This window comes from Sphingobacterium corticis (assembly GCF_042684745.1).
GTDB lineage: Bacteria > Bacteroidota > Bacteroidia > Sphingobacteriales > Sphingobacteriaceae > Sphingobacterium > Sphingobacterium corticis.
On sequence record NZ_JBHUMA010000006.1, the window covers coordinates 1,151,206 to 1,172,555 of the forward strand.

A 21,350-nucleotide genomic window follows, 5' to 3' on the forward strand; every position below is an offset into this window, starting at 1 on the left:
TAGAATTAACCTTATAAACATAAATACGATATATGATCAATTTAAAAGACTTGGAAGTTTGGTTTATTACAGGAAGCCAAAGCCTTTATGGAGAAGAAACTTTGAAGCAGGCTGCTTCGCACGCTGAAGAAATTGCTAAATCACTAGATACTGATGCAATTATTCCAGTACAAGTAGTTTTTAAGCCCATCGTGAAATCGACGGAAGAGATCTACGAAACCATTGCGGCAGCAAATTATGATAAAAAATGTATCGGGATTATCACTTGGATGCATACATTCTCGCCTGCGAAAATGTGGGTACGCGGATTAAAAATTCTGAACAAACCTTTGTTACATTTACATACGCAATATAATCGTGACATCCCTTGGTCAACCATCGATATGGATTTCATGAACCTAAACCAAAGCGCGCATGGTGATCGAGAATTTGGACATATAGTAACCAAATTAGGTATTGCGCGAAAAGTAGTTACTGGCTATTGGAAGGATTCGGACGTGGTCGAGCAGATTGCTATCTGGTCTCGCGCGGCAGCGGCATGGCACGATTGGCAGGGGGCAAAATTCGCTCGTTTTGGAGATAATATGCGTTTTGTTGCCGTTACAGATGGCGATAAAGTTTCTGCTGAATCGCAATTTGGTTATTCGGTAAATACATACGCAGTTGGTGATTTGGTCGCAAAGATTGACGCGATTACTGACGAAGAAGTGGATGCGCTGATCCAAGAATACGAAGAAACGTACCACATGGACGCCTTGGTATTAAAAGGTGGATCCAAACATCAAAATGTGCGTGATGCAGCACAAATTGAACTTGGATTGAAAGCATTTTTGGAAGAAGGTGGATTTAAAGGTTTTTCAAACACGTTTGAAGATCTTCATGGCATGAAGCAGTTGCCGGGCATCGCTACGCAGCGATTGATGGCTGCAGGTTATGGATATGCAGGTGAAGGCGATTGGAAAACAGCAGCTTTGGTTCGCGCTGCGAAGGTAATGTCAGCAGGTTTAGAAGGTGGAAGTGCATTTATGGAAGATTATACCTATCACTTGGACCCGAAAAATAGCCTAGTGCTCGGTGCACATATGTTGGAAGTTGACCCCGTATTGGCGTCCGAAAAACCGCGATTGGAAGTACATCCATTAGGTATTGGTGGCAAAGAGGATCCTGCGCGTTTGGTATTTAATGGGAAAGGCGGCGATGCGCTGAACGCAAGTTTGGTGGATATGGGCGATCGGTTTCGTTTGGTAGTCAATACAGTCGAAGCCAAAGAATTGGAAAATGACATTCCCGAATTGCCCGTTGCGCGCGTTTTGTGGGAACCGAAACCAGATATGAAAACAGGATGTTCCGCCTGGATTTATGCTGGCGGCGCGCATCATACCGTATATAGTCAGAATCTAAGCACAGCTTATTTTCAAGATTTCTCGAAGATGGCTAATATCGAATGTGTTGTCATCGATGAAGACACAAATCTCAAATCTTTCGAAAAAGAGTTACTTTGGAACGAAATGGCGTACAAGATGAAATATTAATGTAGAAATACGTTTAAAATCTACAAATGCAATGTTATCGCGTAACAATTTAAACTAGCCAGTTGTAGAGTTCTGTTTTTCTGGGCAAATTTGCCGATAGACAAACGGAGATATATGATTGCTTACGATAAGCAGTCCCGCATTATGCTTGCGGTAGATTGCATCATTTTTGGTTTCGACGGAAATGCGCTCAAATTGTTGATTATTGAACGCGGCATGCTGCCGGAGAAAGGCAAATGGAGCTTGATGGGCGGCTTCGTTCAGGGTGATGAAAACCCGAACGAAGCCGCTTCTCGTGTTTTAAACCACCTTACAGGTTTAAAAGACATATATATGGAGCAATTTCAAGTTTTCGGCGAACCGCGCCGCGACCCAACGGAGCGCACGGTTAGCATTGCATACTATGCACTTATCGATATTAATAAATACCAACATCAGCTCAGTACAGATTACAAAGCAGCTTGGGTGGAGTTAAATCAATTGCCTATGCTTATTTTTGATCACAACGAGATGGTCACAGCAGCACGTCAGCAATTACGTTATAAAGCTGCCCTCCACCCCATTCTTTTCGAACTTCTTCCGGAGCGATTTACTATCCCACAAATAGCGGCGCTTTTCGAGCAAGTTTATCAAGTGGAATTGGACCGTCCTAATTTTATGCGAAAGCTACGGTTGACAGATTTACTTATCAAGCAACCCGACAAAGACAAAGAAGGTTCAAAGCGTGGCGCTCACTATTATATGTTAAATCAAGACGTATATCGCAAAAAATTCTCTTCATTTGTACATTTCGTAACACAACTTTAAACATATAACAAATTATCCTATAACACATTAAGACGTTATATAAATAAAAAAAATAGGTTTTCAAACGGGGAGAATGAAAACCTAAACTAACCAATTAATAAACCTATTTTTGAAGAGATAATTACGTTCTGCTTCAAAGATATAAAAAAGACTACTAATATTGTAGTCTTTTTTATATAAATAATTTATTTTTTTTTCGCATCGCCATTACAACTTATTAACCACTTAATAGTCAATACATTAAGTCGATATTAAAAAATGATCACCAAAAATATGTGGCTTAATCTACGCTATAAATTGGCAACGAAAACCAAAAAGTGGCACCTTGTCCCTGCACACTCGTAACACCGATTTCACCACCGTGCATACGTACGATTTCTTTAGATATGTACAAGCCGATTCCAAAACCGGATATCAGAGGCGAGTTGGCACTGTGTATTCTATAAAATTTGTCGAAAAGTCTAGTTTGATTATCTTCGGAGATACCGGGACCTTCGTCTTCGACGCGCACAATAACATCTTGCTCCGCAAGCTCTAGAATGAGCGTAATTTTCGTGTTCGATGGCGTATATTTTATTGCATTGTTAACGAAATTTACAATCACTTGCTCTATCTTCCCGCGATCGCCACGTACTAAAGGCATATGCTCCAATGTACGGAGTTGAAAAACGTGGTCTTTAACTGTATCGATAAACGTTTCGTACACATCATGAACTACGTCTTGCAGGTCAATCAGATCATTATTCAAATGCAACTCGCCTTCTTCTACATGGGAAATATCCAAAAAGCCATCGATCAAGGCACGCATTCTAGTTGTTTGATGCTCGGCACTTCTTACAATTGCAGCAATCCGATCAGGCTGCATAGTGGGCCATTTGTATTCCAATATTTGCAAGTAACCCGTTAACGCTGTTAAAGGTGAACGTAATTCGTGTGAAGCTATACCGAGAAAATCTGTTTTACGCTTTTCATCGATTTTTTGCGCAGTGACGTCGATAATCACGCCGTAAAACATGTTTGGATCTGCCTCCCCTGCACTACTTCCCATAAACCTCAACCACTTCGATTCTCCAGATGGTTTATCCAAGATTTGGAAAACCTCATCGTAGAGTAGGCCTTCTGCTGTTGCAGATGCCATTCCTTTTTTCAACAATGGCAAATATGTGGCTACCGTATTCTCGATAACGTCTGGTTCGTGTTTCTTTTTAGCAGAGGTAAAACCAAACAAGTTTTGAGAATGATCGTTAAACTGAATCTCTTTCGTTAGGTAATTGAATGTGTAAGTACCTACTTTCGCGGAATCGACAATCAATTGTAGCTTGCGCTCTTTTTGCGACACAAGATTATGAAAAGCATCTGTTCTTTCCTTTTGCAACATCGCATCCGTAATATCCAACACAATTCCCGAAAAGAACGTCGGATTACCTTGCTCATCGAAGTACGATTTTCCCTTCGCGTGAATCCATCTGAAAAGATTACCCGCGCGATCTATCGTTCGAAACGTAACATCATAATCTTCTCGGAATTCCGGAGAAATGGCTTTATCAATAGCAAGTTCCACGGATGGTCTGTCCGCCTCGTGCATATATTTAAGCACATCTTTGTATGCAACGACCTCATCATCGGTAAAGCCGTACAATTCTCTTGTACGATCGTCCCAGTACACTTTTGATTCCTCTACATCTAGTTTCCAAGTGCCAATGTATGCGGACTGTATAGCCAAGTTGAGCCGATCTTCACTTTCTAATAGTTGATCGTAAGCGCGTTTGAGGGATTCATTTAATTGCTGACTGGTAATTTGTGCAGTCAAAAGCATTTCATTCGTTACTTGGTACTCCTCATTGATAGACATTAATTCTTCGTTGGTAGTAGCAAGCTCTTCGTTAAGCTGTTGGAGTTCTAAATCCCGCTGCGTTAGGTCCTCTAGCATCTTCACTTCGTTGGACATATCGCGAACGGTTCCTACAAATCGCACTGGCTTTCCATATTCGCTGAAATAGACTTTACCTATCGCATGCACATGGCGTACGACGCCGTCGCTAGCGCCTAGAGTACGATAGCTCACATCGAAATTGCCACCTGAAAGATTCTGATTAAAAGATCGGTCAATCTGTTCCAAAACCCGCTTCTTATCCTCACTGTGCAAGCCGTTTACAAAGTCCGATCCGTAAGAAACGTCATTTTGAATAGGTACTCCAAACAATTCCTTACACCTTTCGTCCCAAACAAGACGGTCGTTTTCTACGTCTAAATCAAACGTTCCTAAACCTGCAGATATTTTTGCTAGTCGCAATTGATTCAAAGCATCTTCGACTTCTACTATAGATTTGCGTTGTTCCGTTATATCTGACGCCACAATTAAAACACAATCTACCTCGCCATCATAAGCAAAAATGGGATGATAAGTTACATTATGATAATAATCTTTGCTGAATCCCTTTAATGTTGTTCGAATTTCTGGACGAAAGATGGGTTCTTTCGTTTGCGAAACTTGATCAATTAATCGGTTAAATAATGCAACCTTATCTTCAGAAAGTACTGTTGGAAACGGTCGGCCTACACCGCGTTGATCTATTTCCAAAAGTTTAAGAAAATGATCATTGGCAGACTGTATATTTTTCGTTTTCGCATGGATAACTCCGAGTCCGATCGGTGCCGTTTGAATGATCTGCTTCAATTGATTTTCCGACACCTCTAAACGACCATAAGAAAACTCCAATTTTTCGAGGGTGGCACCAAGTTCTTCCGTAGTCGAAATCAGTTCCTCGTTGCTAGCCATCAACTCTTCGTTAATAGCTGCTTCGCTGGCCTCCCTTTCCTGCACGGTTTTCCAAGCCAACATTCTGTCAGAAACTTCTTTCGCAGTATGCAAAATGGCATACGTATTACCACTTTCATTCTTCAGAGCCAGATACTGAAAATCAAAATAACGTGCTGTACGTACACCGTCGATAACTATTTCGGCGCGCGTTTCTTGAGCATTAAATGTCTCTCCTGTGATCCATACGTTCCGCAGTAATCCATCAAACCCTTGCTCAACGTGCTCCGGAAAAACATCGCCAAAATTACGATCAATGAGATTATCGCTTCTATTCCAAATCTGAAGCATTTCGGTGTTCACAAATGCTATATTGAGATCCTTGCTATCATATACCGCTACCGCATGTGGCAGATGAATAAACGCATCGAGCAAGCTCGTCAAGGTGATGTTCATGGAAGGTTGATATAGTCCGCAAATATAGTCTTAATTTTTCTTACTAAAGGCAGGTATATAGACGCGAAATTTGAGCTGTAAGACCTACCTAATCTATTTAGCTAAGGCATCAACATGCTCGTATTCTAACAATTTACCAGCAATCTTTTTACGATGTTTAAACCCCCAATCCGCAATTGCTTGCGTCAATGACTTCAATGTCGACCCATAATCCGTTATTTCGTATTCTACAGAAATAGGTTGTGTTTCGAGCACCTTCCTAGATATCAAATGATTCATCTCTAAATCCTTTAATTCACGACTAAGTACCTTACCTGATATTCCATGCACTTCCCGAAGTAATTCCGAGAAACGCATTGGTTTATAGCACAAACAGGCTATGATTGAAACCTTCCACTTCCCGTTTAATACGTACATGGTGTCGTGAATAGCCTGAATCGTTTGGTTGCACTCCTTTATAAGGTCATTATTTTCGCTTTGCATCATCATCACTGGTTACCTATTTGTCACTATTACTTTTTGTCACAAAGTTACATAAAGACACGACAACAAGTTACATTTGCCGACATAATAATTTAAACTCATGGATTTAATACAAGATTTGAATTGGCGATATGCTGCCAAAGCGTATACTGACGAAACCGTATCGGAAGAGAAAATAGATTTCATTTTAAACGCGATCAACTTGACCGCATCCTCTTGTGGATTGCAACCTTATCGCGTTTTTTCGATAAGCAACAAAGCGTTACAAGCAAAATTAGGTGCAGGATCTTTTAATGGACAGATTGCTCAAGCATCACATCTGTTAGTTTTTGCTGCATTCAATCGGGTAACTACTACTGACGTTACCAACATGGTCGACCACATTGCTAACGAGCGAGGTGTACCCAAAGAATCGTTGGACGGACTTTTTACGGCAATCGACGGCTTTTTTAAAAGTAGAACGGATGAAGAAAATGCATTGTGGGCCGATAAACAGGCCTATATCGCTTTAGGTACGGCACTTATCGCTGCCGCGAACATGCGCGTGGATTCAACACCGATGGAAGGTTTCGATCCGAAACAGTTTGATAGATTACTCAATTTGCCGGAAAAAGGATTGCATACGTCGGTTATTCTTTCTTTAGGCTATCGCGATGAAAATCTGGATTACCTAGCTAATGCAAAGAAAGTACGGATTCCATTAGATCAAATGGCTACCAAGATTAAATAGATTATCCTAATCGCAAACAATCTATTTCCGACTTGTATTTCGGAGTCGGAAATAGGTTTTAATCTTCTTAATAGTTTCCATTATTCAGTCAGCTTTCCTTATAAAAAACCTACATGTAATGCATTACAAGAAACAAAAGGCATATAATTTGCGGTTGATTTAGCTTATCTCCTATACGATTAATTGTAAAGGAAGACACAAACTACATCGGCAATGAAAAAGAATTTCTTGTTTCCATTATTAATAAGTGGATGCTTAACAATCGGTTTCCAACATGTATTATTGGCTCAAAATAATTCAAAACCGGAGAGGAATGAGCCGGAAACCGCGCTAGATAAGGGCACCGAGGAGATAAATAATGGCAATATAGACGCTGCTATTGATTTCTACAAAATTGCTGTTTCGGAAAACCAAAGTGATACTACATTAAATGCCTTAGGCTATGCTCTCACATTGAAAGAGGATTTTGATCATGCTCTCGAAGTGCTAAATAAATCTGTTGAGCTTTATCCAAATTCAGCAACCAGCTTTAGCTATCGCGGCATTATGTATCGCAAACAGGGGAATTTTGATGCCGCTATAGCCGATTTTAGCCAAGCTATTTTTTTAGCGCCGAAAGAAACAGTCTATTATATCAATCGTCAGGAATGCTACATGAACAAAAGTGAGTTCCACAAAGTAGTCGACGATTGTTCAAAAGCGATTGCCATTGACCCGAAAATTCAACGGTTGTATCGCAATCGAGCGACTGCTTATTTTTTCATGGCAAAGTTCGATGAAACCATCGCGGATGCCACCCAAGCTGTCGTACTAGATCCGAATGATGTGCAATCGTACACGCTCCGAGCCGGCGCCAACGTCACCAAAGAGCAACCGGATTATGCTGCGGCAGTTAGTGACTTTACGAAAATCATTGAAATAGATCCGCGGGAGGCGGAGTCCTATATTAGTCGTGGCGCTATATATGCAATGAATGAAGAATTTACAAATGCCATTAGCGATTACAGTAAAGCGATTGAATTGACGGAGAGCAACAATGCAAATTATTTAAGCGAACGCGGAAAGGTGTATGTGCTGATGAAAGATTTCGAGAGCGGCCTTAATGATTTGAACCGAGCCATCATCTTGGATCCAACAAATGGTGAATATTATCGTAATCGTGGCAGAGCGCATCATTATGCCCAACAACATCAATCTGCTATTGACGATTACACCAAGGCAATTGAATTAGCTCCGGATGATGTTAAAGCACAAGAATATTTGGCGGAGGCCAAAGAAAAACTGGGTGACTCATGAGATAATATTTAACGATTGAGTAGCCACCGCTACTCAACTGGATATTCCCGAACAATGGAACTCACTTTCTTCTTCTCTCCTAGTTTTCTACCGTTTTTTATGATTTCGGTGTTGATCCATTTTACCTTTTGGAAATCCATTTTCTCGACTTTTCGATCGTACGTTACCAAGCCGTTTATTTCATGTTCTACATCCGTGGTTTGTGTATAAATGGCGGCGCTTAATCCCCTGTAAAGCATTCTTTGTTCTACTTCGTTTAGTAAATAGACATAGGTATCGCTCAAAACATCTTCGTTGATCACAATTTCATAAGCATTATTCGGAACTGGCCACATATGCCCGCGTACGAATAATCCCTTGCCACCAAACTCTCCAAAAGATGCTGCGCGATGCTCATCTGGCATAGGAAAATACTTGTCCTCCATTTTACCATAGTGATGCAAATCAACAAAATCTCCGTTTCCTGGATCGCCGGGAGCAAGACGATAATGCGGTGCATAATTATAACCGGAAAGTCCGTTTACTAATCGTGTGGGATCATATTTTTTTGTCCAATCCGTAATATCTGCAACCTCGAAAGCACCCCAGTTTTCGTTAAATGGAACCCACATCACGATAGAAGGAACACTAATCAGTTGGTCGATCATATCTTTGAGTTCATTTCTAAAATTTTGACGTACCGCAACTGAATCTACATCATCCGGATACCATAAATTTGGCATATCCTGCCATACCAACAATCCTAGTTTATCACAGTGATGATACCAGCGCTGCGGCTCCACTTTTATGTGCTTACGAACGACATTAAATCCTGTTTGCTTCGCCAACTCAAGATCATAAAGTAATGCTTCATCAGTTGGGGCTGTAAAAATACCGTCGGGCCAATAACCTTGATCCAATAGTCCAAGTTGAAACTCGAACTTACCATTCAGCAAGGTTCTATTAATGCCATCAACCTTTTCAATCTTAACCGATCGCATCGCAAAATAAGAATTTACATCATCGATCACTTTTCCACGATCATCTAGCAATTGAACGTTTAAATCATATAAAAAAGGATCATCGGGCGTCCAGAGATGTGGATTTTCTATATTGATGTAAAGAGGTTCATCAGAAATACCACTCGCATTGACAGCACCTTCCTTCGTCATGACTTTAACTTTTAATCCTTTGCGAATAGCCGAAGCGGTAACTTGGAGACGATTACTTTCTAAGTCAGGAATGAGTTTTAGTTTTGATATATATTCTCGTTCTACCGGTTCCATCCATACCGTCTGCCAAATACCCGAACTAAACGTATAATCCCCTTTATCACCATTTTTCCCGCAAGGCACCTTTCCATCATTTGCGTCATGCGCACCAACGACCAAAGTATTCTCATTCTTGGTTAAGTAATCGGTAATATCAAAATTGAAAGCGGTATATCCTCCCGTATGTGTACCTACTTTTTTGCCGTTGATAAATATGGTTGCGAAATGATCAACGGCCCCAAAATGTAGAAGCACCCTTTTGTTTCCCCAACTTTTCGGAACGCTAATTTGTCTCTTATACCACATGAACGTTTCGCCACTTCTTGCCAAACCAGAAAGTTCCGATTCTGGCACGAAGGGAACACGTATCTTATCCGCATTATCTGAAAAGGTTGGAGCAGTTTCGGCGGATCGTGGATCGGGTTGGTTTTTACCGCCCATATAATCCCAAAATCCGTTTAGATTTTCCCATTCCGAGCGTTCCATCTGAGGTCGAGGGTATTCTGGCAAAGGCAATTCGCTAGATAAAACTTCTTCTGTCCATGGAGTTGGCAGCGTAAAATCGGTCAGCGTTTGGGATTGAATGCTAAACGATATTAGTAAACTGATAGCTGTAAACAAACAAGTTAGTAGACGGTAAATCATATTTTCGATCATTAAATGAAGGTTTTTCATAGTACAGATACGAATGTAATGAGAATAACATAACGCTCGTATAAAATCTTCGTAACAGTAATGATAAGTCGAAAGAAATGAAGATGTAAAATGGATTTTGTTTGATTAAACCATCCGATATTAGGCAATTAGAATATATAAAGGCATAAAAACATAATGCTTCCATCCAGCGCGATCCAAGAGATAATTAAGGTAATGAGTAGAAATCTTAGGTTGGAGAAATCCAATCTATTCGTAAAACAAAGAAGGAAATTAGCGGTGCTAATTTCCTTTTTTGTTTTGTCCATTCCACCAGGAATCGAGCAATGTTCTATTCTCCTCCACCCATTCTCGGGCGGTTTCCTTCTCGTTTTTACTTTCTTCCATTCTCGTAAGTAGTTTCGAAAGAATTTCGTCTTCGAAAAACGCATGCTGGAAATAATTATATACTTCTGGATAATCCTTTTCGAAATCATCGCGTACGTAGGTTTCGATATGTTCGGTATCGCCGTACACCTTTTTCGGATCTTCCAAAAATTTTACATCGTAACGACCGAACAGCCAGTGTGGTTGCCATGCTGTCACGACAATCCAGCGTTTTTCCCCAATCGCTTTATCCAATTCCGAAGCCATGGCGACCATAGATGAATTTAATTGACGGTAATCCAAATTGTATTCCATCAAAACCGTATCGGTGTATGTTGCCATTCCTGATCCGCGCTCAATTCCTACGATACGTCCGCCAAATTTATCTTTGTGATCATTCAATTCTTCGATAGAATTAATATCCACATATTTTGGGACAACCAATCCTAAGCGCGCGCCATCATAATTCATTCCCGCACTTTTAATATGATCAAACGGAGCGACCTTATCTCCGTGCGTTGTCGGCAACCAAACGTTCATAAATACATCCGTATCACCATTATCCATCGAAGCTAACAGTAAATTCGGCGCCGCTTTGTGAGTAACCACCAAATAGCCTTTCTCCGTTAAATATTCTTTCGTTACCAACGTCATCGCATTTCCTTCCGCCCAGCCTTCGACCATCCCCATGCTAATGCGCTTTCCAATTCTGCCACCGCAGTTTCCGAATAAAGAAAACACAGCGATGAAGAAAGTGATACTGTATATTATTCGCTTCATTATTTACTGATTTTATTACCGAAACCTTGGGTAATACGATCCAAGATAATGGCCAAAATAACCACCGACAAACCGCTTTCAAACCCCAACCCGATATCCAAATTATTAATTCCTTCCAGTACCTTCTCTCCTAGTCCGCCCGCAGCAATCATCCCCGCGATAACTACCATGGAGAGTGATAGTAAAATAGTCTGATTTACACCTGTTAGAATCGTTTTCAGCGCTAAAGGTAATTCTACCTTAAATAGCAATTGCTTTTGTGTTGCACCAAGCGAACGAGCAGCTTCCAATACATCGGCTGGCACTTGTTGTATCCCCAATGCGGTTAAACGAACCGCTGGAGGCATCGCAAAAATGATGGTAGCAAATGCTCCTGGCAACTTTCCGATGCTAAAAAACAAAACCGCCGGAATCAGATAGACAAAGGCCGGCATCGTTTGCATTAAATCGAGCAACGGACGAATAATGCGATGCGCCGAACGATTCTTTGCAGACCAAATACCTAAAGGAATCGCGATAATCAACGCGATGATGGTCGATGAAATGATCAATGCTAACGTTTGCATCGTTTCTTCCCAAAAACCCATCAAATAAATTAGTGCTAACCCTCCTAAGGTAAAAGCTGCCACGCCTTTGCTGGCGTAGCGCCAAGCAGCAGCCGTAAATAAGGCAATCGTTATAAAAAATGGCAGACTTACCAAAATCCATTCGATGCTTTCAATCCCCGCATTACCCGAAGTTTTGATGAAATCAAAAACAGGTCGCAGGTTATTCATCAACCATTTGACCGCAATCGCTATATATTGTCCTATATCTATCGTTTTTTCCATGAATTAGTTGTGGTTGGCATTTTCTTTCAGTTCTGTAATTTCTTGTTCGTTGAATCGTGTTGCTTCGATTACCACGGAATTTTGTGAAACGATTCCCAGCAATACACCGCTGTCTTTATCCGTTACCGCAATCGGTGATCTTGTTGCTGTAATTAGTGGCAACATTTCTTCCACCGTCACTTCCGTTCCTACCGTCGGCACATCTCTTTTGATCACGCTTTCGACGGTTGGATCTTTACGCTTTGCGGAAATTACCGCATCATTTACCCAAACAAAACCTAAAAAAACCTGATCATCATTAACTACGGGAAGCACATCTAATCCAGTTGTTCGCATTTTGCGCAATGTTCCCTCCGGACCGTCTTTCCCAAAACGTACCATGGTCGGTTTATTATGCATCAGCGAGCCAGCAGTAATGATCGTTTTCCGATCTACCTTTTCTACGAAAGCTTCCACGTATTCGGTTGCAGGATTAGTGAGAATTTCTTCCGCGGTACCGATTTGCTCAATTATACCATCTTTCATAATCATAATCCGATCGCCCAGCTTGATCGCTTCGTCCAAATCGTGGGTAACGAAAACTACGGTTTTCTTCAACTTATTTTGCAGACCGATCATTTCATCTTGCATTTCAGTTTTTATCAATGGATCAAGTGCAGAAAATGCTTCATCCATCAACATCACTTCCGGATTATTCGTGAGCGCGCGCGCTAATCCCACGCGTTGCTGCATACCGCCGGAAAGCTGCGCCGGCAGTTGCTGTTCAAAACCACGCAAACCAACCGTATCGATCGCCTGCTGCGCCCGCTTCTCACGATCTTCTTTATCTTCGCCGCGAAGTTCTAGCCCAAAAGCTACATTGTCCAGAATACTGCGGTGCGGAAGCAAACCGAATTTCTGAAACACCATGCTCATTTCGCTGCGGCGAACATCCAACAATTGTTTATGATTTTTCCTCGTAATGTCGGTTCCGTTAACAAACACGTTACCGCTGGTTGGTTCGATTAATCGATTCAGACAGCGAAGCAAAGTTGATTTGCCGCTTCCTGATAAGCCCATAATGACGAAGAACTCGCCTTCATAAATTTCGAAGTTCGCTCGATTAATTCCTACCGTGCAATTCGTCGTGGCTAATATTTCTTTTTTTGTTTTGCCTTCGCCGAGAAGCTTCAAGGCTTGTTCTTTTTGTTTCCCGAAAATCAATATTAGATCCTCGACCTTTATTTTAACGGGTCTTTCTTCTTTCATATTCAATAAATGTTGTCAGCTTGATCAGCCTGAAAAGGTTAAAGGGACACCATCGTGTCTAGTCGTTACCCGAAAAACGAAAGCATTATACTTTTGTTTACTTAGAAGTTAAATAAATTACCGGGTAATCGGAAGGCTTTAGTGTTTGCAGGGAGGAACTTTCTGCGTAGTAGTCAGCGAAATTTTTCTGATTTGATAAAATAAGCAATAGGTGGTATTGTATATTTTGTATTTCCTCATTGGCACAAAGGTACAAAAAATAAAATAAGGGGCTTTTTTGCCCCTTATTTCTTAATCTTTTAAAAGTTTCTTCCGCCTACCGTACCAAATCATAAATCCGGTTATCGGCAACGATGCACAAATCAGACTGACCAAAAATGCGATTATTTTTGTTGGAAGATTGAATACAGAACCGACGTGAATATCGTAATTCGCGCTGACCATTTTTTCACCTAAATTTTTATCGTTGTGATCGTGGATATGAAGCAATTCTCCAGAATGTTCATCAAAAACAATATGACTAGCTTTGTGATACGAGTACGAAAGGTGTTTCACGTACACCTCGAAGTTTGGATGTACGTGATCATCCATATGCTCATCACCCAAATCCAACGAAAACTGATAACTATCCGGATATAGGCGTTTCACTTGATTAGCGATCGAATCCAACGTGTAAAGTGTTCTTTCTGATTCTGGCGCTGTCGTAGTAATATGCGATCGATCTGGATATACCGTTTCTCCACCGGAAAACACCACATAAACCATTGCTTGGACAATGAAAAAACAGTAGAATAGTCCGGTTATGGCAAAGATCAACGCGAAAATCGAACTGTAAAATCCGAGGATATTATGCAAATCGTAATTTTTACGTTTAGGTTTCGTCGTGCTTTTCCATGCAAACTGAAATCGCTGTTTTCGACCAGCCTTGTTCCGTGGCCACCATAAAACAACGCCCGTAATCAACATAATTACAAAAAGACAAACGGGAATACCGACCACATATTTCCCCCACTCCGACTTAAGCAGGAAGCTAAAGTGGATCATCTTGACGATGTTAAAAAATCCCATTTTCTCATCGTACACACGTAAAACTTCTCCCGAGAACGGATTGACATAAATGGTTTTGTAGATAACCGTTTCGTCAAAGTAGTTCCAAGCATCTGGGTTGTGCTCGTAATAGTAATACTTATACGATCTAGTGACATCCGTAGGAACGTCGACCCAATGCAACGGGTAATCTTCCGGACAAGCTTTTGCGACGCGTTCGGCCAAAACTGAAATCGGAATAAGTTTTTTGCTTCCGATGTTTGGCTCATGGTGGTAAATAACATCCTGCCGAGTGAAATTTTCTACCTCATCTTTGAATACATACAAAGCGCCGGTAATGGAAATAATTACGACAGGAATACCAACGGCAAGACCAAACCACAGATGTAGTTTGGCCGACCAATATTTAAAAAAGCTTTTTTTCTTCTTTTTTAGCGACATATATCTCTTCTTCTATTCGCTGATAAATTTATTTCTTAGAATCGGTAAGCAACGTTACCAATGATGCTTCTCGTAGGTTGTGCGTTCGCTGTGCTGTACCCGATCCAATATCTTTCGTTGGTCAAGTTATCCACGCGGATACCAAAACGCATTTTTTTATAATCGTAATATGCGTTTGCATTAAACACCGTGTATTTCGGCAATTCAAACACACCGGCGGTGCTATTGAAAATCTTAACGGCTCCAGCATGATTGGCTCCCACACCAAATGCTAAACCATTTAAAGGACCGTCCAAGAAATTATAAGTTGCGTAGAAATTAGCTAACCACGGTGCAGCGCCTGTGGTCGGACGACGTCCAAGAACGGACGCATCTGTGGTTTCTGTGATTTTTGAATCGTTGTAGCTAACTCCACCAACTACAGTAAAACCTTTTACTAAATAGGCGTTAACTTCCAATTCGACACCGCGGCTAACGCGTTTACCCAATTGATTTTGCACAAATACGCCGGAACTCGCAGCAACGCCTGCTCCTTGCAAACTATTGCTTACCGTAATATCGTAGTAACTCAATGAAGCATTAATACGGCCTTTCAACAAATCTGCTTTCAATCCACCTTCCCATTGATTAGCGGTTTCGGGTTTCGAAAGTTGAATAGTACCTAACGTGTCCGCAACGAAGTAACCGTTGGACGTAAAACTATTTTGGTAGTTAGCAAAAACAGAGAATTTATCCTTTACAATCTCGTAAACAGCGCCGAATTTTGGCGACCAGCCAGCTTGATTATATGCTTCCGCAGGTGCATTGTAAACGTTTCCGCCAAGGAAGTTATTTTTCTCATAACGAAGGGAAGCCATCACGTTCAATCCCGGAATAATCGTAAGCACGTTTGAGGCGTAAACACTGTACGTATCCAAATCATCAATTAATGGAAATCCTGGAAACGCATTGTTGTTCCGAAGGTTATCGTAATAGCTATTCGCGAAATCCTTATTAAAAGCGCCATAATCCCCACCAGTGAAAGGCACAAAGCGCATTTCCGTAGAATAGAAAAATTGACGATTGTTCGTTCTCATGTAATCACCACCAACAACCAATCGGTTACGCATTTCTCCGAATTTCCAGTCGAAATTGAAGTTTTGCTGGATTTGAAAAATATCCTGATGACTGTTTAATGTGGATTGATCGGACTGCGATAAACCAAGCTGCCCGAAACGCGTACCATCTTCTCGTACACCTTCAGTCGTTATATAAAAAAACGGGTTAAAACCATTTGATCTGTTGAAAGCCTTATTAACAGCAGTTGTCGACTGAACCCTGTCAGATATATGATAATGTGCGGTTGCGAATAAATTGCTGGTACGTCCGTTATTGTACAGGCCTTTCCCGATGTATGATTCTCGATATTGAAGACCGGTGCCATCCACCAGCTCATGCATATCGTTGTAACCGTAATCGGAGGGCGAGAATTTGAAGAATATACTTTGTTCTCCGATCGTTCTATTTTCAAAATGCTCGTACTCCAAATTAATATCCAATCGATCGTTTACGCGCCAAGTCAGACTAGGTGCTACAGCAAAATATTGATTTTTTGCATCTGCTATTTGGAATGTTCCTGTATTTGTATACGCTGTATTTAATCGGAAAAGAAGCGATTTGTTATCCGTCAAAGGTGAGTTTACATCAGCTTCAACACGATAATAATTGAAACTTCCTGCGTAAACACCGATACGTCCACCGATTTCCTCATAAGGCTTTTTCGTGACGCGATTGATAACCCCGCCATACGATGTGGCGTTCGTTCCGAACAAAGTTGCTGAAGGACCTTTGAGTACTTCAATTTTTTCGACATTGATCGCATCCATCGAAGACGTTACTGGAGCTACGTAACCATCGCGAAGCGAATTGTTGGTAACGAAACCTCTTAGGTTGACATAGGAACCACCATCTCCACTACGATTCGATGCATTCCACATTTTCTGAAGACCAACCACATTCCGGAAACCATCATCCACCGTGGTAATTTGCTGGTTTTCTAATGCTACGCGATCGATAGAAGAAAATACTTGTGAGTTTTCGATAGCCTTTAATGGCATGCGGTTGACGGTTGGAGAATTTTTCTTGACGTAACCATCAATGATAACCGTTTCTACGTTTTTCGAAGAAGTGGTATCGCGTTGTTGTGGGTTGTTTTGCTGCGCAGATACTTGTTGCGCCGCAATAACAAGTAAAGCGATAGCGATTTTGCTTTTCATGGGACCAAATAATTTGGTCGCAAATATATCCTTATTTTTACTAATTCTAAATAAATATTAAAAATACAATAGAAAAGTTTTCATTGAGTTTGAAAGTACGATTCGAACAGGAACTAAGATTCGACATAGTAAATGTTAAAGGCTATGAACCAAGATTAAAATACCAATAACTAAATGTGCTCATGCTCGAACTATTCTTAAAAAAATACGTTTTAACTTAGAACGTATTCGAAAACATCCATGCCTGAGAAAACAATATCAGATCACAATGTCAGCGCTTTCTTAGAAAAAGTTTTTTTACATGATTTAGATTTCAGCTATGCGCTGGAAATCATTTTCCGAACAACCATCATGTTTGTTATCATCTTGGTCTTTTTAAGGATGACTGGAAAAAAGGGTATTCGGCAGTTAAGTATTTTCGAGGTAGCTATTATTATCGCTTTAGGATCAGCGGCAGGCGACCCGATTATCGTGCAAGATATGGCAATTATCCCGTCACTTATCGCCTTTACCTCTACATTGATTTTATATCGATTTATCACTTATCTCGCTGCGCGAAATACAAAAGTGGAATCCATCATCGAAGGGAAACCGGTTTATGTTATAGAAGATGGTATGTTTAGTTTGGAAACGAAAGAAGCGCATACGTTAGGCAAGGATGAATTTTTCGCGGAAATGCGGGAACGAAATGTAAGTCAACTCGGACAGGTAAAAACCGCCATATTGGAAACGAATGGTAAATTAAGCATTTTCTATTTTGAAGAAAAAGATGTGAAGTACGGACTTCCCATTTTACCAAACGAATACCATAAGAAGTCGAATAGCGTGGAGACATCTGGCCGCTATGCATGCACAAACTGCGGTTATGTTAGTCAATTGGAACTAGACAGCTCGTGTGAAAGATGCAAAGATTCGCAGTGGGTAGCTGCAACCAATGAGCGACGAATTACTTAAGTGACACTATTATGCAAGAAAAAAATAACTTTTCCGGTAAACTAACATCAACCGAAACGAAGCTTTTGGCCAAAGCACTTATCAAATATGCTAACGATGAATCGGCAAATTATCCGGATTGCGATACTGTAACCGCTTTTCAAAAAACTTCTGTTCCCGAACCCAAAGATGAAGAATGGGGACAAATAGTTGGCCTTGCTTACGATTCAACCGGATATGATGATTCTGCTATAGAAATGGAGGTAGGTAAATCGGTTTCTCCATCCGAATTCAAACGTAAATTCAAACAATGGCAACAAGTACGTAGTTAGCAGGTTTTTATCTTATCATCGCTTCCATCTCATCGAATTCCTTGTCGATATGACTGTTTGGTTTGTAAGTTAAAAGGGACACCATCAAATTGACTAATAGACCGGCAAAAAATCCGGGAATAATTTCGTACACATCCTTATAATCGTGCGGCACGTATACCCACAATAAAACAATTGCACCGCCCGTCAACATACCGCTTAATGCGCCCCATCGTGTAGATTTTCGCCAAAGTAGGGAAAGCAAAATTACAGGTCCGAATGCCGCGCCGAAGCCAGCCCAAGCATTTCCTACCAAATTTAAAATACTATCCTGCGGATTAAGTGACAACAAAATAGCGATAACTGCAACAATCAATACCGACAATCTACTTACCAGCAACATCCGTGATGGCGACGCATCGCGATGCAACAAAGCTTTATATACATCCTCCGTCATCGAACTTGCCGTTACTAACAATTGGGAAGATATGGTACTCATGACGGCAGCTAAAATCGCAGAAAGCAAAAAGCCACCAATCAATGGATGGAACAACACCCGAGAAAGATGGATAAAAATGGTTTCCGCCGTTTCCTTCGAACCATCAAATTGTCCCATCAATCCGATGTCTATTTTTGCTAAGTAAGCGATGCCAAATAACCCAACTAACATCGCTCCGCCAACCGTAAAAATCATCCAGCTAATTCCAATGTTACGCGCTTTGGCCAGTTCACTCACTTTGTCAATCGCCATAAAACGCACCAAAATATGAGGCTGACCAAAATAGCCGAATCCCCAAGCTAACAAAGAAATTATACCGACTGTTGTGGTTCCGCGAAAGAGATTAAGATAATCCGGGCTCTTGCTTTTGATAATTGCAAAGGTTTCACCAAATCCACCCAACTCCGAAATGATCACAATAGGTAAAATAACTAAAGCCAAAACCATAATCGCGCCCTGTACAAAATCCGTCAAACTGACTGCCAAAAAGCCACCCATGAAGGTATAAAGCACAACCACCAAACTGGTAACGATCAATCCGGTGTTATAGTCCAAATTAAATGCCGACTCAAACAACCGTCCGCCGGAAACCATGCCTGCTGACGTGTAGAGTGTGAAGAAAATCAATATCAACAAACTCGAAGCAATCTTTAAAGATTGAGACCGATCATGAAATCTATTTTCGAAAAATACGGGAAGCGTAATGGCGTTTTTCGCAACCTCGGTGTATGCACGCAGTCGCGGTGCAACGAGCAAGTAATTCATATATGCGCCAAATGTCAGTCCAATAGCAATCCAAGATGCTGATAATCCGGAAAGGTACATCGCGCCAGGCAACCCCATCAACAGCCAACCACTCATATCGGCAGCACCTGCTGATAGCGCCGTAACCGCGGCACCTAAACTACGTCCGCCCAATAAAAATTCTTCGGTATTCGCGGTGGATTTCTTGTAAGAATAAAAGCCAATTGCGAGCATGAGCAACATGTACAAGCCAATGGATATGCCTTCGTAAACATTCATAATTTGGTGCTAAATAATGCGTGAAGGTAGGGAAAAGCGAAAACAAAAAAAAGCATCAAGATAAAACTCGATGCTTTCTGTGTCCTTGCAGATGCAAGGTATAAAAATCCTTTATTATTCGGCGTGAAGCCAAGCTTTCTTCGCCAACAATTCTTCTTCCGATTCTACTATATCTTCATCCTCCACACAACAATCTACCGGACAAACTGCCGCACATTGTGGCTCATCATGAAATCCTACACATTCCGTACACTTATCCGAAACGATATAATAAACTTCGTCCGAAATAGCGTCTTGCGATTCGTTTGCATCCAACGTTACGCCATCACCAAAATCAATAACTCCCTCTAAAGCGGTACCTTCAGAAAATTTCCAAGTTACGCCTGCATCATAGATTGCATTGTTGGGGCATTCTGGCTCACAAGCTCCGCAGTTGATACATTCGTCTGTTATTTTAATTGCCATTTATAACCTCTCAATAATAATTTTAAACTAGTTTTGCATTGCAAAGTTAAGGAATCCGCGAACTATTCTCTACAACTTTTGTAGATTATTCTCTTCGAATCACCCTAGCCTGCAAATATAGAGCAAAATTACATCAGATTTGTTCTAAATTATTTAAAGAAAAAGCATTTTGACAAAGAACCAACGAATTCAATCTTTCGAAAAATTAGGCACGTATCTCCTATCGGACGAATCGGAAATATCCGCATTACTTACCATCGTAGCGGTTAAAAATCCATGGTATACACCCGAAAATGTAAGACGTCAATTTCAAGCCATTGCGCAAAATTTGACCGCAACAAAGTTAAATGAATGGACGACAAATGTAACGGATGAGGAATCTGACAAAACGGTAGCGTTGGTACTAGCTGGAAATATTCCGTTGGTTGGCTTTCATGATATTTTGTGCGTTTTGATCTCCGGATTCAACGTGCAAATTAAGCCTTCATCGGACGATGCCGGACTAACCGCTTGGTTATTGCAAACGTTGATCGACATCGAACCGGCTTTTGCTGCGAAAATTAAAATCGTCGAACGATTGGAAGCGCATGATCTGATCATTGCGACCGGAAGCAACAATTCTGCGCGCTATTTCGATTATTATTTCGGAAAGAAACCACATATCATTCGTAAGAACAGAAATTCTGTCGCAGTGATTACTGGAAACGAAACCGTAGAAGAATTAGCGCAGTTAGGACATGATATTTTCGATTATTTCGGTTTAGGTTGTCGCTCTGTTTCCAAATTTTTCATCCCAGCAAACTACGATATTGCTCGCTTTTATGAATCGATCGAGGGATTTAAAGCCATTATTCAGCACCACAAATACGTCAACAATTACGATTACAACAAATCCATTATGTTGATCAACGGCGATGTGCATTTCGATAATGGCTTTCTGTTATTGAAAGAAGATGATCGCTGGGCTTCTCCCCTTGCGGTTGTGCATTTCAGCCGATACGAGGATTTAGCGGTGGTTAAAACCAAGATTAATGCGGATCAGGAAAACATCCAATGTGTGGTTAGCAGCGAGAATTTGCATATATCTGCACCAAATTTTCGATTCGGCGACAGCCAATGTCCTGCATTAGATGATTATGCGGATGGCGTCGATGTTTTGGCCTTTCTATCCGAAAATCGCTAGAAA

General features: G+C 41.0%; 17 protein-coding genes. 7 read left to right on the forward strand and 10 right to left on the reverse strand.

All coding sequences use genetic code 11. The features are described from left to right. Positions 1-32: 32 nt before the first annotated feature. Complete coding sequence (gene araA / locus ACFSQ3_RS10935; protein WP_380869585.1) at positions 33-1,532, forward strand: L-arabinose isomerase; 1,500 nt, start codon at positions 33-35, stop codon at positions 1,530-1,532. 114 nt (positions 1,533-1,646) lie between these two features. Further along, the gene (locus tag ACFSQ3_RS10940) at positions 1,647-2,339 is read left to right on the forward strand and encodes an NUDIX hydrolase (RefSeq protein ID WP_380869586.1); all 693 of its coding nucleotides are present in this window, start codon (positions 1,647-1,649) and stop codon (positions 2,337-2,339) included. Between the two features lie 280 nt (positions 2,340-2,619). Here the strand turns inward: ACFSQ3_RS10940 and ACFSQ3_RS10945 are convergent, their stop codons facing one another. Next, complete coding sequence (locus tag ACFSQ3_RS10945) at positions 2,620-5,553, reverse strand: ATP-binding protein (protein ID WP_380869587.1); 2,934 nt, start codon at positions 5,551-5,553, stop codon at positions 2,620-2,622. A 93-nt stretch (positions 5,554-5,646) separates the two neighbouring features. Further along, positions 5,647-6,042, reverse strand: a complete 396-nt coding sequence (locus ACFSQ3_RS10950; RefSeq protein WP_380869588.1) for a winged helix-turn-helix transcriptional regulator — start codon at positions 6,040-6,042, stop codon at positions 5,647-5,649. 94 nt (positions 6,043-6,136) lie between these two features. Between ACFSQ3_RS10950 and ACFSQ3_RS10955 the strand changes: the two genes are divergently transcribed. Continuing rightward, positions 6,137-6,766, forward strand: a complete 630-nt coding sequence (locus ACFSQ3_RS10955; protein ID WP_380869589.1) for an NAD(P)H-dependent oxidoreductase — start codon at positions 6,137-6,139, stop codon at positions 6,764-6,766. A 213-nt stretch (positions 6,767-6,979) separates the two neighbouring features. Beyond that, positions 6,980-8,062: a tetratricopeptide repeat protein gene (locus ACFSQ3_RS10960; protein ID WP_380869590.1), complete on the forward strand. Its 1,083-nt coding sequence runs from the start codon at positions 6,980-6,982 to the stop codon at positions 8,060-8,062. 29 nt (positions 8,063-8,091) lie between these two features. Here the strand turns inward: ACFSQ3_RS10960 and ACFSQ3_RS10965 are convergent, their stop codons facing one another. The 6 genes from ACFSQ3_RS10965 to ACFSQ3_RS10990 all read right to left on the reverse strand — a co-directional run bounded on the left by ACFSQ3_RS10965 (position 8,092) and on the right by ACFSQ3_RS10990 (position 16,933). Then, positions 8,092-9,987, reverse strand: a complete 1,896-nt coding sequence (locus ACFSQ3_RS10965; RefSeq protein WP_380869591.1) for a glycoside hydrolase family 2 protein — start codon at positions 9,985-9,987, stop codon at positions 8,092-8,094. 261 nt (positions 9,988-10,248) lie between these two features. Beyond that, positions 10,249-11,112 (reverse strand): glycine betaine ABC transporter substrate-binding protein, encoded by an 864-nt coding sequence (locus ACFSQ3_RS10970; protein WP_380869592.1) that lies wholly within the window; start codon positions 11,110-11,112, stop codon positions 10,249-10,251. Beyond that, positions 11,112-11,942: an ABC transporter permease gene (locus ACFSQ3_RS10975; RefSeq protein ID WP_380869593.1), complete on the reverse strand. Its 831-nt coding sequence runs from the start codon at positions 11,940-11,942 to the stop codon at positions 11,112-11,114. Before ACFSQ3_RS10975 ends, ACFSQ3_RS10970 begins: the two co-directional genes overlap by 1 nt. Before the next feature lie 3 nt (positions 11,943-11,945). Continuing rightward, positions 11,946-13,190: a quaternary amine ABC transporter ATP-binding protein gene (locus tag ACFSQ3_RS10980; protein ID WP_380869594.1), complete on the reverse strand. Its 1,245-nt coding sequence runs from the start codon at positions 13,188-13,190 to the stop codon at positions 11,946-11,948. 291 nt (positions 13,191-13,481) lie between these two features. Continuing rightward, positions 13,482-14,678 carry a PepSY-associated TM helix domain-containing protein gene (locus tag ACFSQ3_RS10985; RefSeq protein ID WP_380869595.1) on the reverse strand — a complete coding sequence of 399 codons (1,197 nt, stop codon included), beginning with the start codon at positions 14,676-14,678 and terminating at the stop codon, positions 13,482-13,484. A 35-nt stretch (positions 14,679-14,713) separates the two neighbouring features. Continuing rightward, on the reverse strand, positions 14,714-16,933 hold the full coding sequence (locus ACFSQ3_RS10990) for a TonB-dependent siderophore receptor (protein ID WP_380869596.1): 2,220 nt from the start codon (positions 16,931-16,933) through the stop codon (positions 14,714-14,716). Between the two features lie 240 nt (positions 16,934-17,173). Here ACFSQ3_RS10990 and ACFSQ3_RS10995 point away from each other — a divergent pair, with 240 nt between their 5' ends. Together ACFSQ3_RS10995 and ACFSQ3_RS11000 are read left to right on the forward strand one after the other, a co-directional pair. Further along, positions 17,174-17,887, forward strand: a complete 714-nt coding sequence (locus ACFSQ3_RS10995; protein WP_380869597.1) for a DUF421 domain-containing protein — start codon at positions 17,174-17,176, stop codon at positions 17,885-17,887. An 11-nt stretch (positions 17,888-17,898) separates the two neighbouring features. Continuing rightward, the gene (locus ACFSQ3_RS11000) at positions 17,899-18,198 is read left to right on the forward strand and encodes a hypothetical protein (protein ID WP_380869598.1); all 300 of its coding nucleotides are present in this window, start codon (positions 17,899-17,901) and stop codon (positions 18,196-18,198) included. Between the two features lie 7 nt (positions 18,199-18,205). Here the strand turns inward: ACFSQ3_RS11000 and putP are convergent, their stop codons facing one another. Both putP and ACFSQ3_RS11010 read right to left on the reverse strand, forming a co-directional pair. Next, positions 18,206-19,699 (reverse strand): sodium/proline symporter PutP, encoded by a 1,494-nt coding sequence (gene putP, locus ACFSQ3_RS11005; RefSeq protein ID WP_380869599.1) that lies wholly within the window; start codon positions 19,697-19,699, stop codon positions 18,206-18,208. A gap of 114 nt (positions 19,700-19,813) precedes the next feature. Next, entirely contained in the window at positions 19,814-20,164 is a 351-nt protein-coding gene (locus ACFSQ3_RS11010; protein ID WP_380869600.1) for a 4Fe-4S dicluster domain-containing protein, read from the reverse strand. A 169-nt stretch (positions 20,165-20,333) separates the two neighbouring features. On the opposite strand from ACFSQ3_RS11010, the gene ACFSQ3_RS11015 reads away from it, so the two are divergent. Next, positions 20,334-21,347 carry an acyl-CoA reductase gene (locus ACFSQ3_RS11015; RefSeq protein ID WP_380869601.1) on the forward strand — a complete coding sequence of 338 codons (1,014 nt, stop codon included), beginning with the start codon at positions 20,334-20,336 and terminating at the stop codon, positions 21,345-21,347. Positions 21,348-21,350: the final 3 nt, after the last annotated feature.

Excerpts from the sequence above, each read along its gene's own strand:
- araA (WP_380869585.1), top strand. The coding sequence starts at position 33 with ATGATCAATTTAAAAGACTTGGAAGTTTGGTTTATTACAGGAAGCCAA.
- ACFSQ3_RS10940 (WP_380869586.1), top strand. The coding sequence starts at position 1,647 with ATGATTGCTTACGATAAGCAGTCCCGCATTATGCTTGCGGTAGATTGC.
- ACFSQ3_RS10945 (WP_380869587.1), bottom strand. The coding sequence starts at position 5,553 with ATGAACATCACCTTGACGAGCTTGCTCGATGCGTTTATTCATCTGCCA.
- ACFSQ3_RS10950 (WP_380869588.1), bottom strand. The coding sequence starts at position 6,042 with ATGATGATGCAAAGCGAAAATAATGACCTTATAAAGGAGTGCAACCAA.
- ACFSQ3_RS10955 (WP_380869589.1), top strand. The coding sequence starts at position 6,137 with ATGGATTTAATACAAGATTTGAATTGGCGATATGCTGCCAAAGCGTAT.
- ACFSQ3_RS10960 (WP_380869590.1), top strand. The coding sequence starts at position 6,980 with ATGAAAAAGAATTTCTTGTTTCCATTATTAATAAGTGGATGCTTAACA.
- ACFSQ3_RS10965 (WP_380869591.1), bottom strand. The coding sequence starts at position 9,987 with ATGAAAAACCTTCATTTAATGATCGAAAATATGATTTACCGTCTACTA.
- ACFSQ3_RS10970 (WP_380869592.1), bottom strand. The coding sequence starts at position 11,112 with ATGAAGCGAATAATATACAGTATCACTTTCTTCATCGCTGTGTTTTCT.
- ACFSQ3_RS10975 (WP_380869593.1), bottom strand. The coding sequence starts at position 11,942 with ATGGAAAAAACGATAGATATAGGACAATATATAGCGATTGCGGTCAAA.
- ACFSQ3_RS10980 (WP_380869594.1), bottom strand. The coding sequence starts at position 13,190 with ATGAAAGAAGAAAGACCCGTTAAAATAAAGGTCGAGGATCTAATATTG.
- ACFSQ3_RS10985 (WP_380869595.1), bottom strand. The coding sequence starts at position 14,678 with ATGTCGCTAAAAAAGAAGAAAAAAAGCTTTTTTAAATATTGGTCGGCC.
- ACFSQ3_RS10990 (WP_380869596.1), bottom strand. The coding sequence starts at position 16,933 with ATGAAAAGCAAAATCGCTATCGCTTTACTTGTTATTGCGGCGCAACAA.
- ACFSQ3_RS10995 (WP_380869597.1), top strand. The coding sequence starts at position 17,174 with ATGCCTGAGAAAACAATATCAGATCACAATGTCAGCGCTTTCTTAGAA.
- ACFSQ3_RS11000 (WP_380869598.1), top strand. The coding sequence starts at position 17,899 with ATGCAAGAAAAAAATAACTTTTCCGGTAAACTAACATCAACCGAAACG.
- putP (WP_380869599.1), bottom strand. The coding sequence starts at position 19,699 with ATGAATGTTTACGAAGGCATATCCATTGGCTTGTACATGTTGCTCATG.
- ACFSQ3_RS11010 (WP_380869600.1), bottom strand. The coding sequence starts at position 20,164 with ATGGCAATTAAAATAACAGACGAATGTATCAACTGCGGAGCTTGTGAG.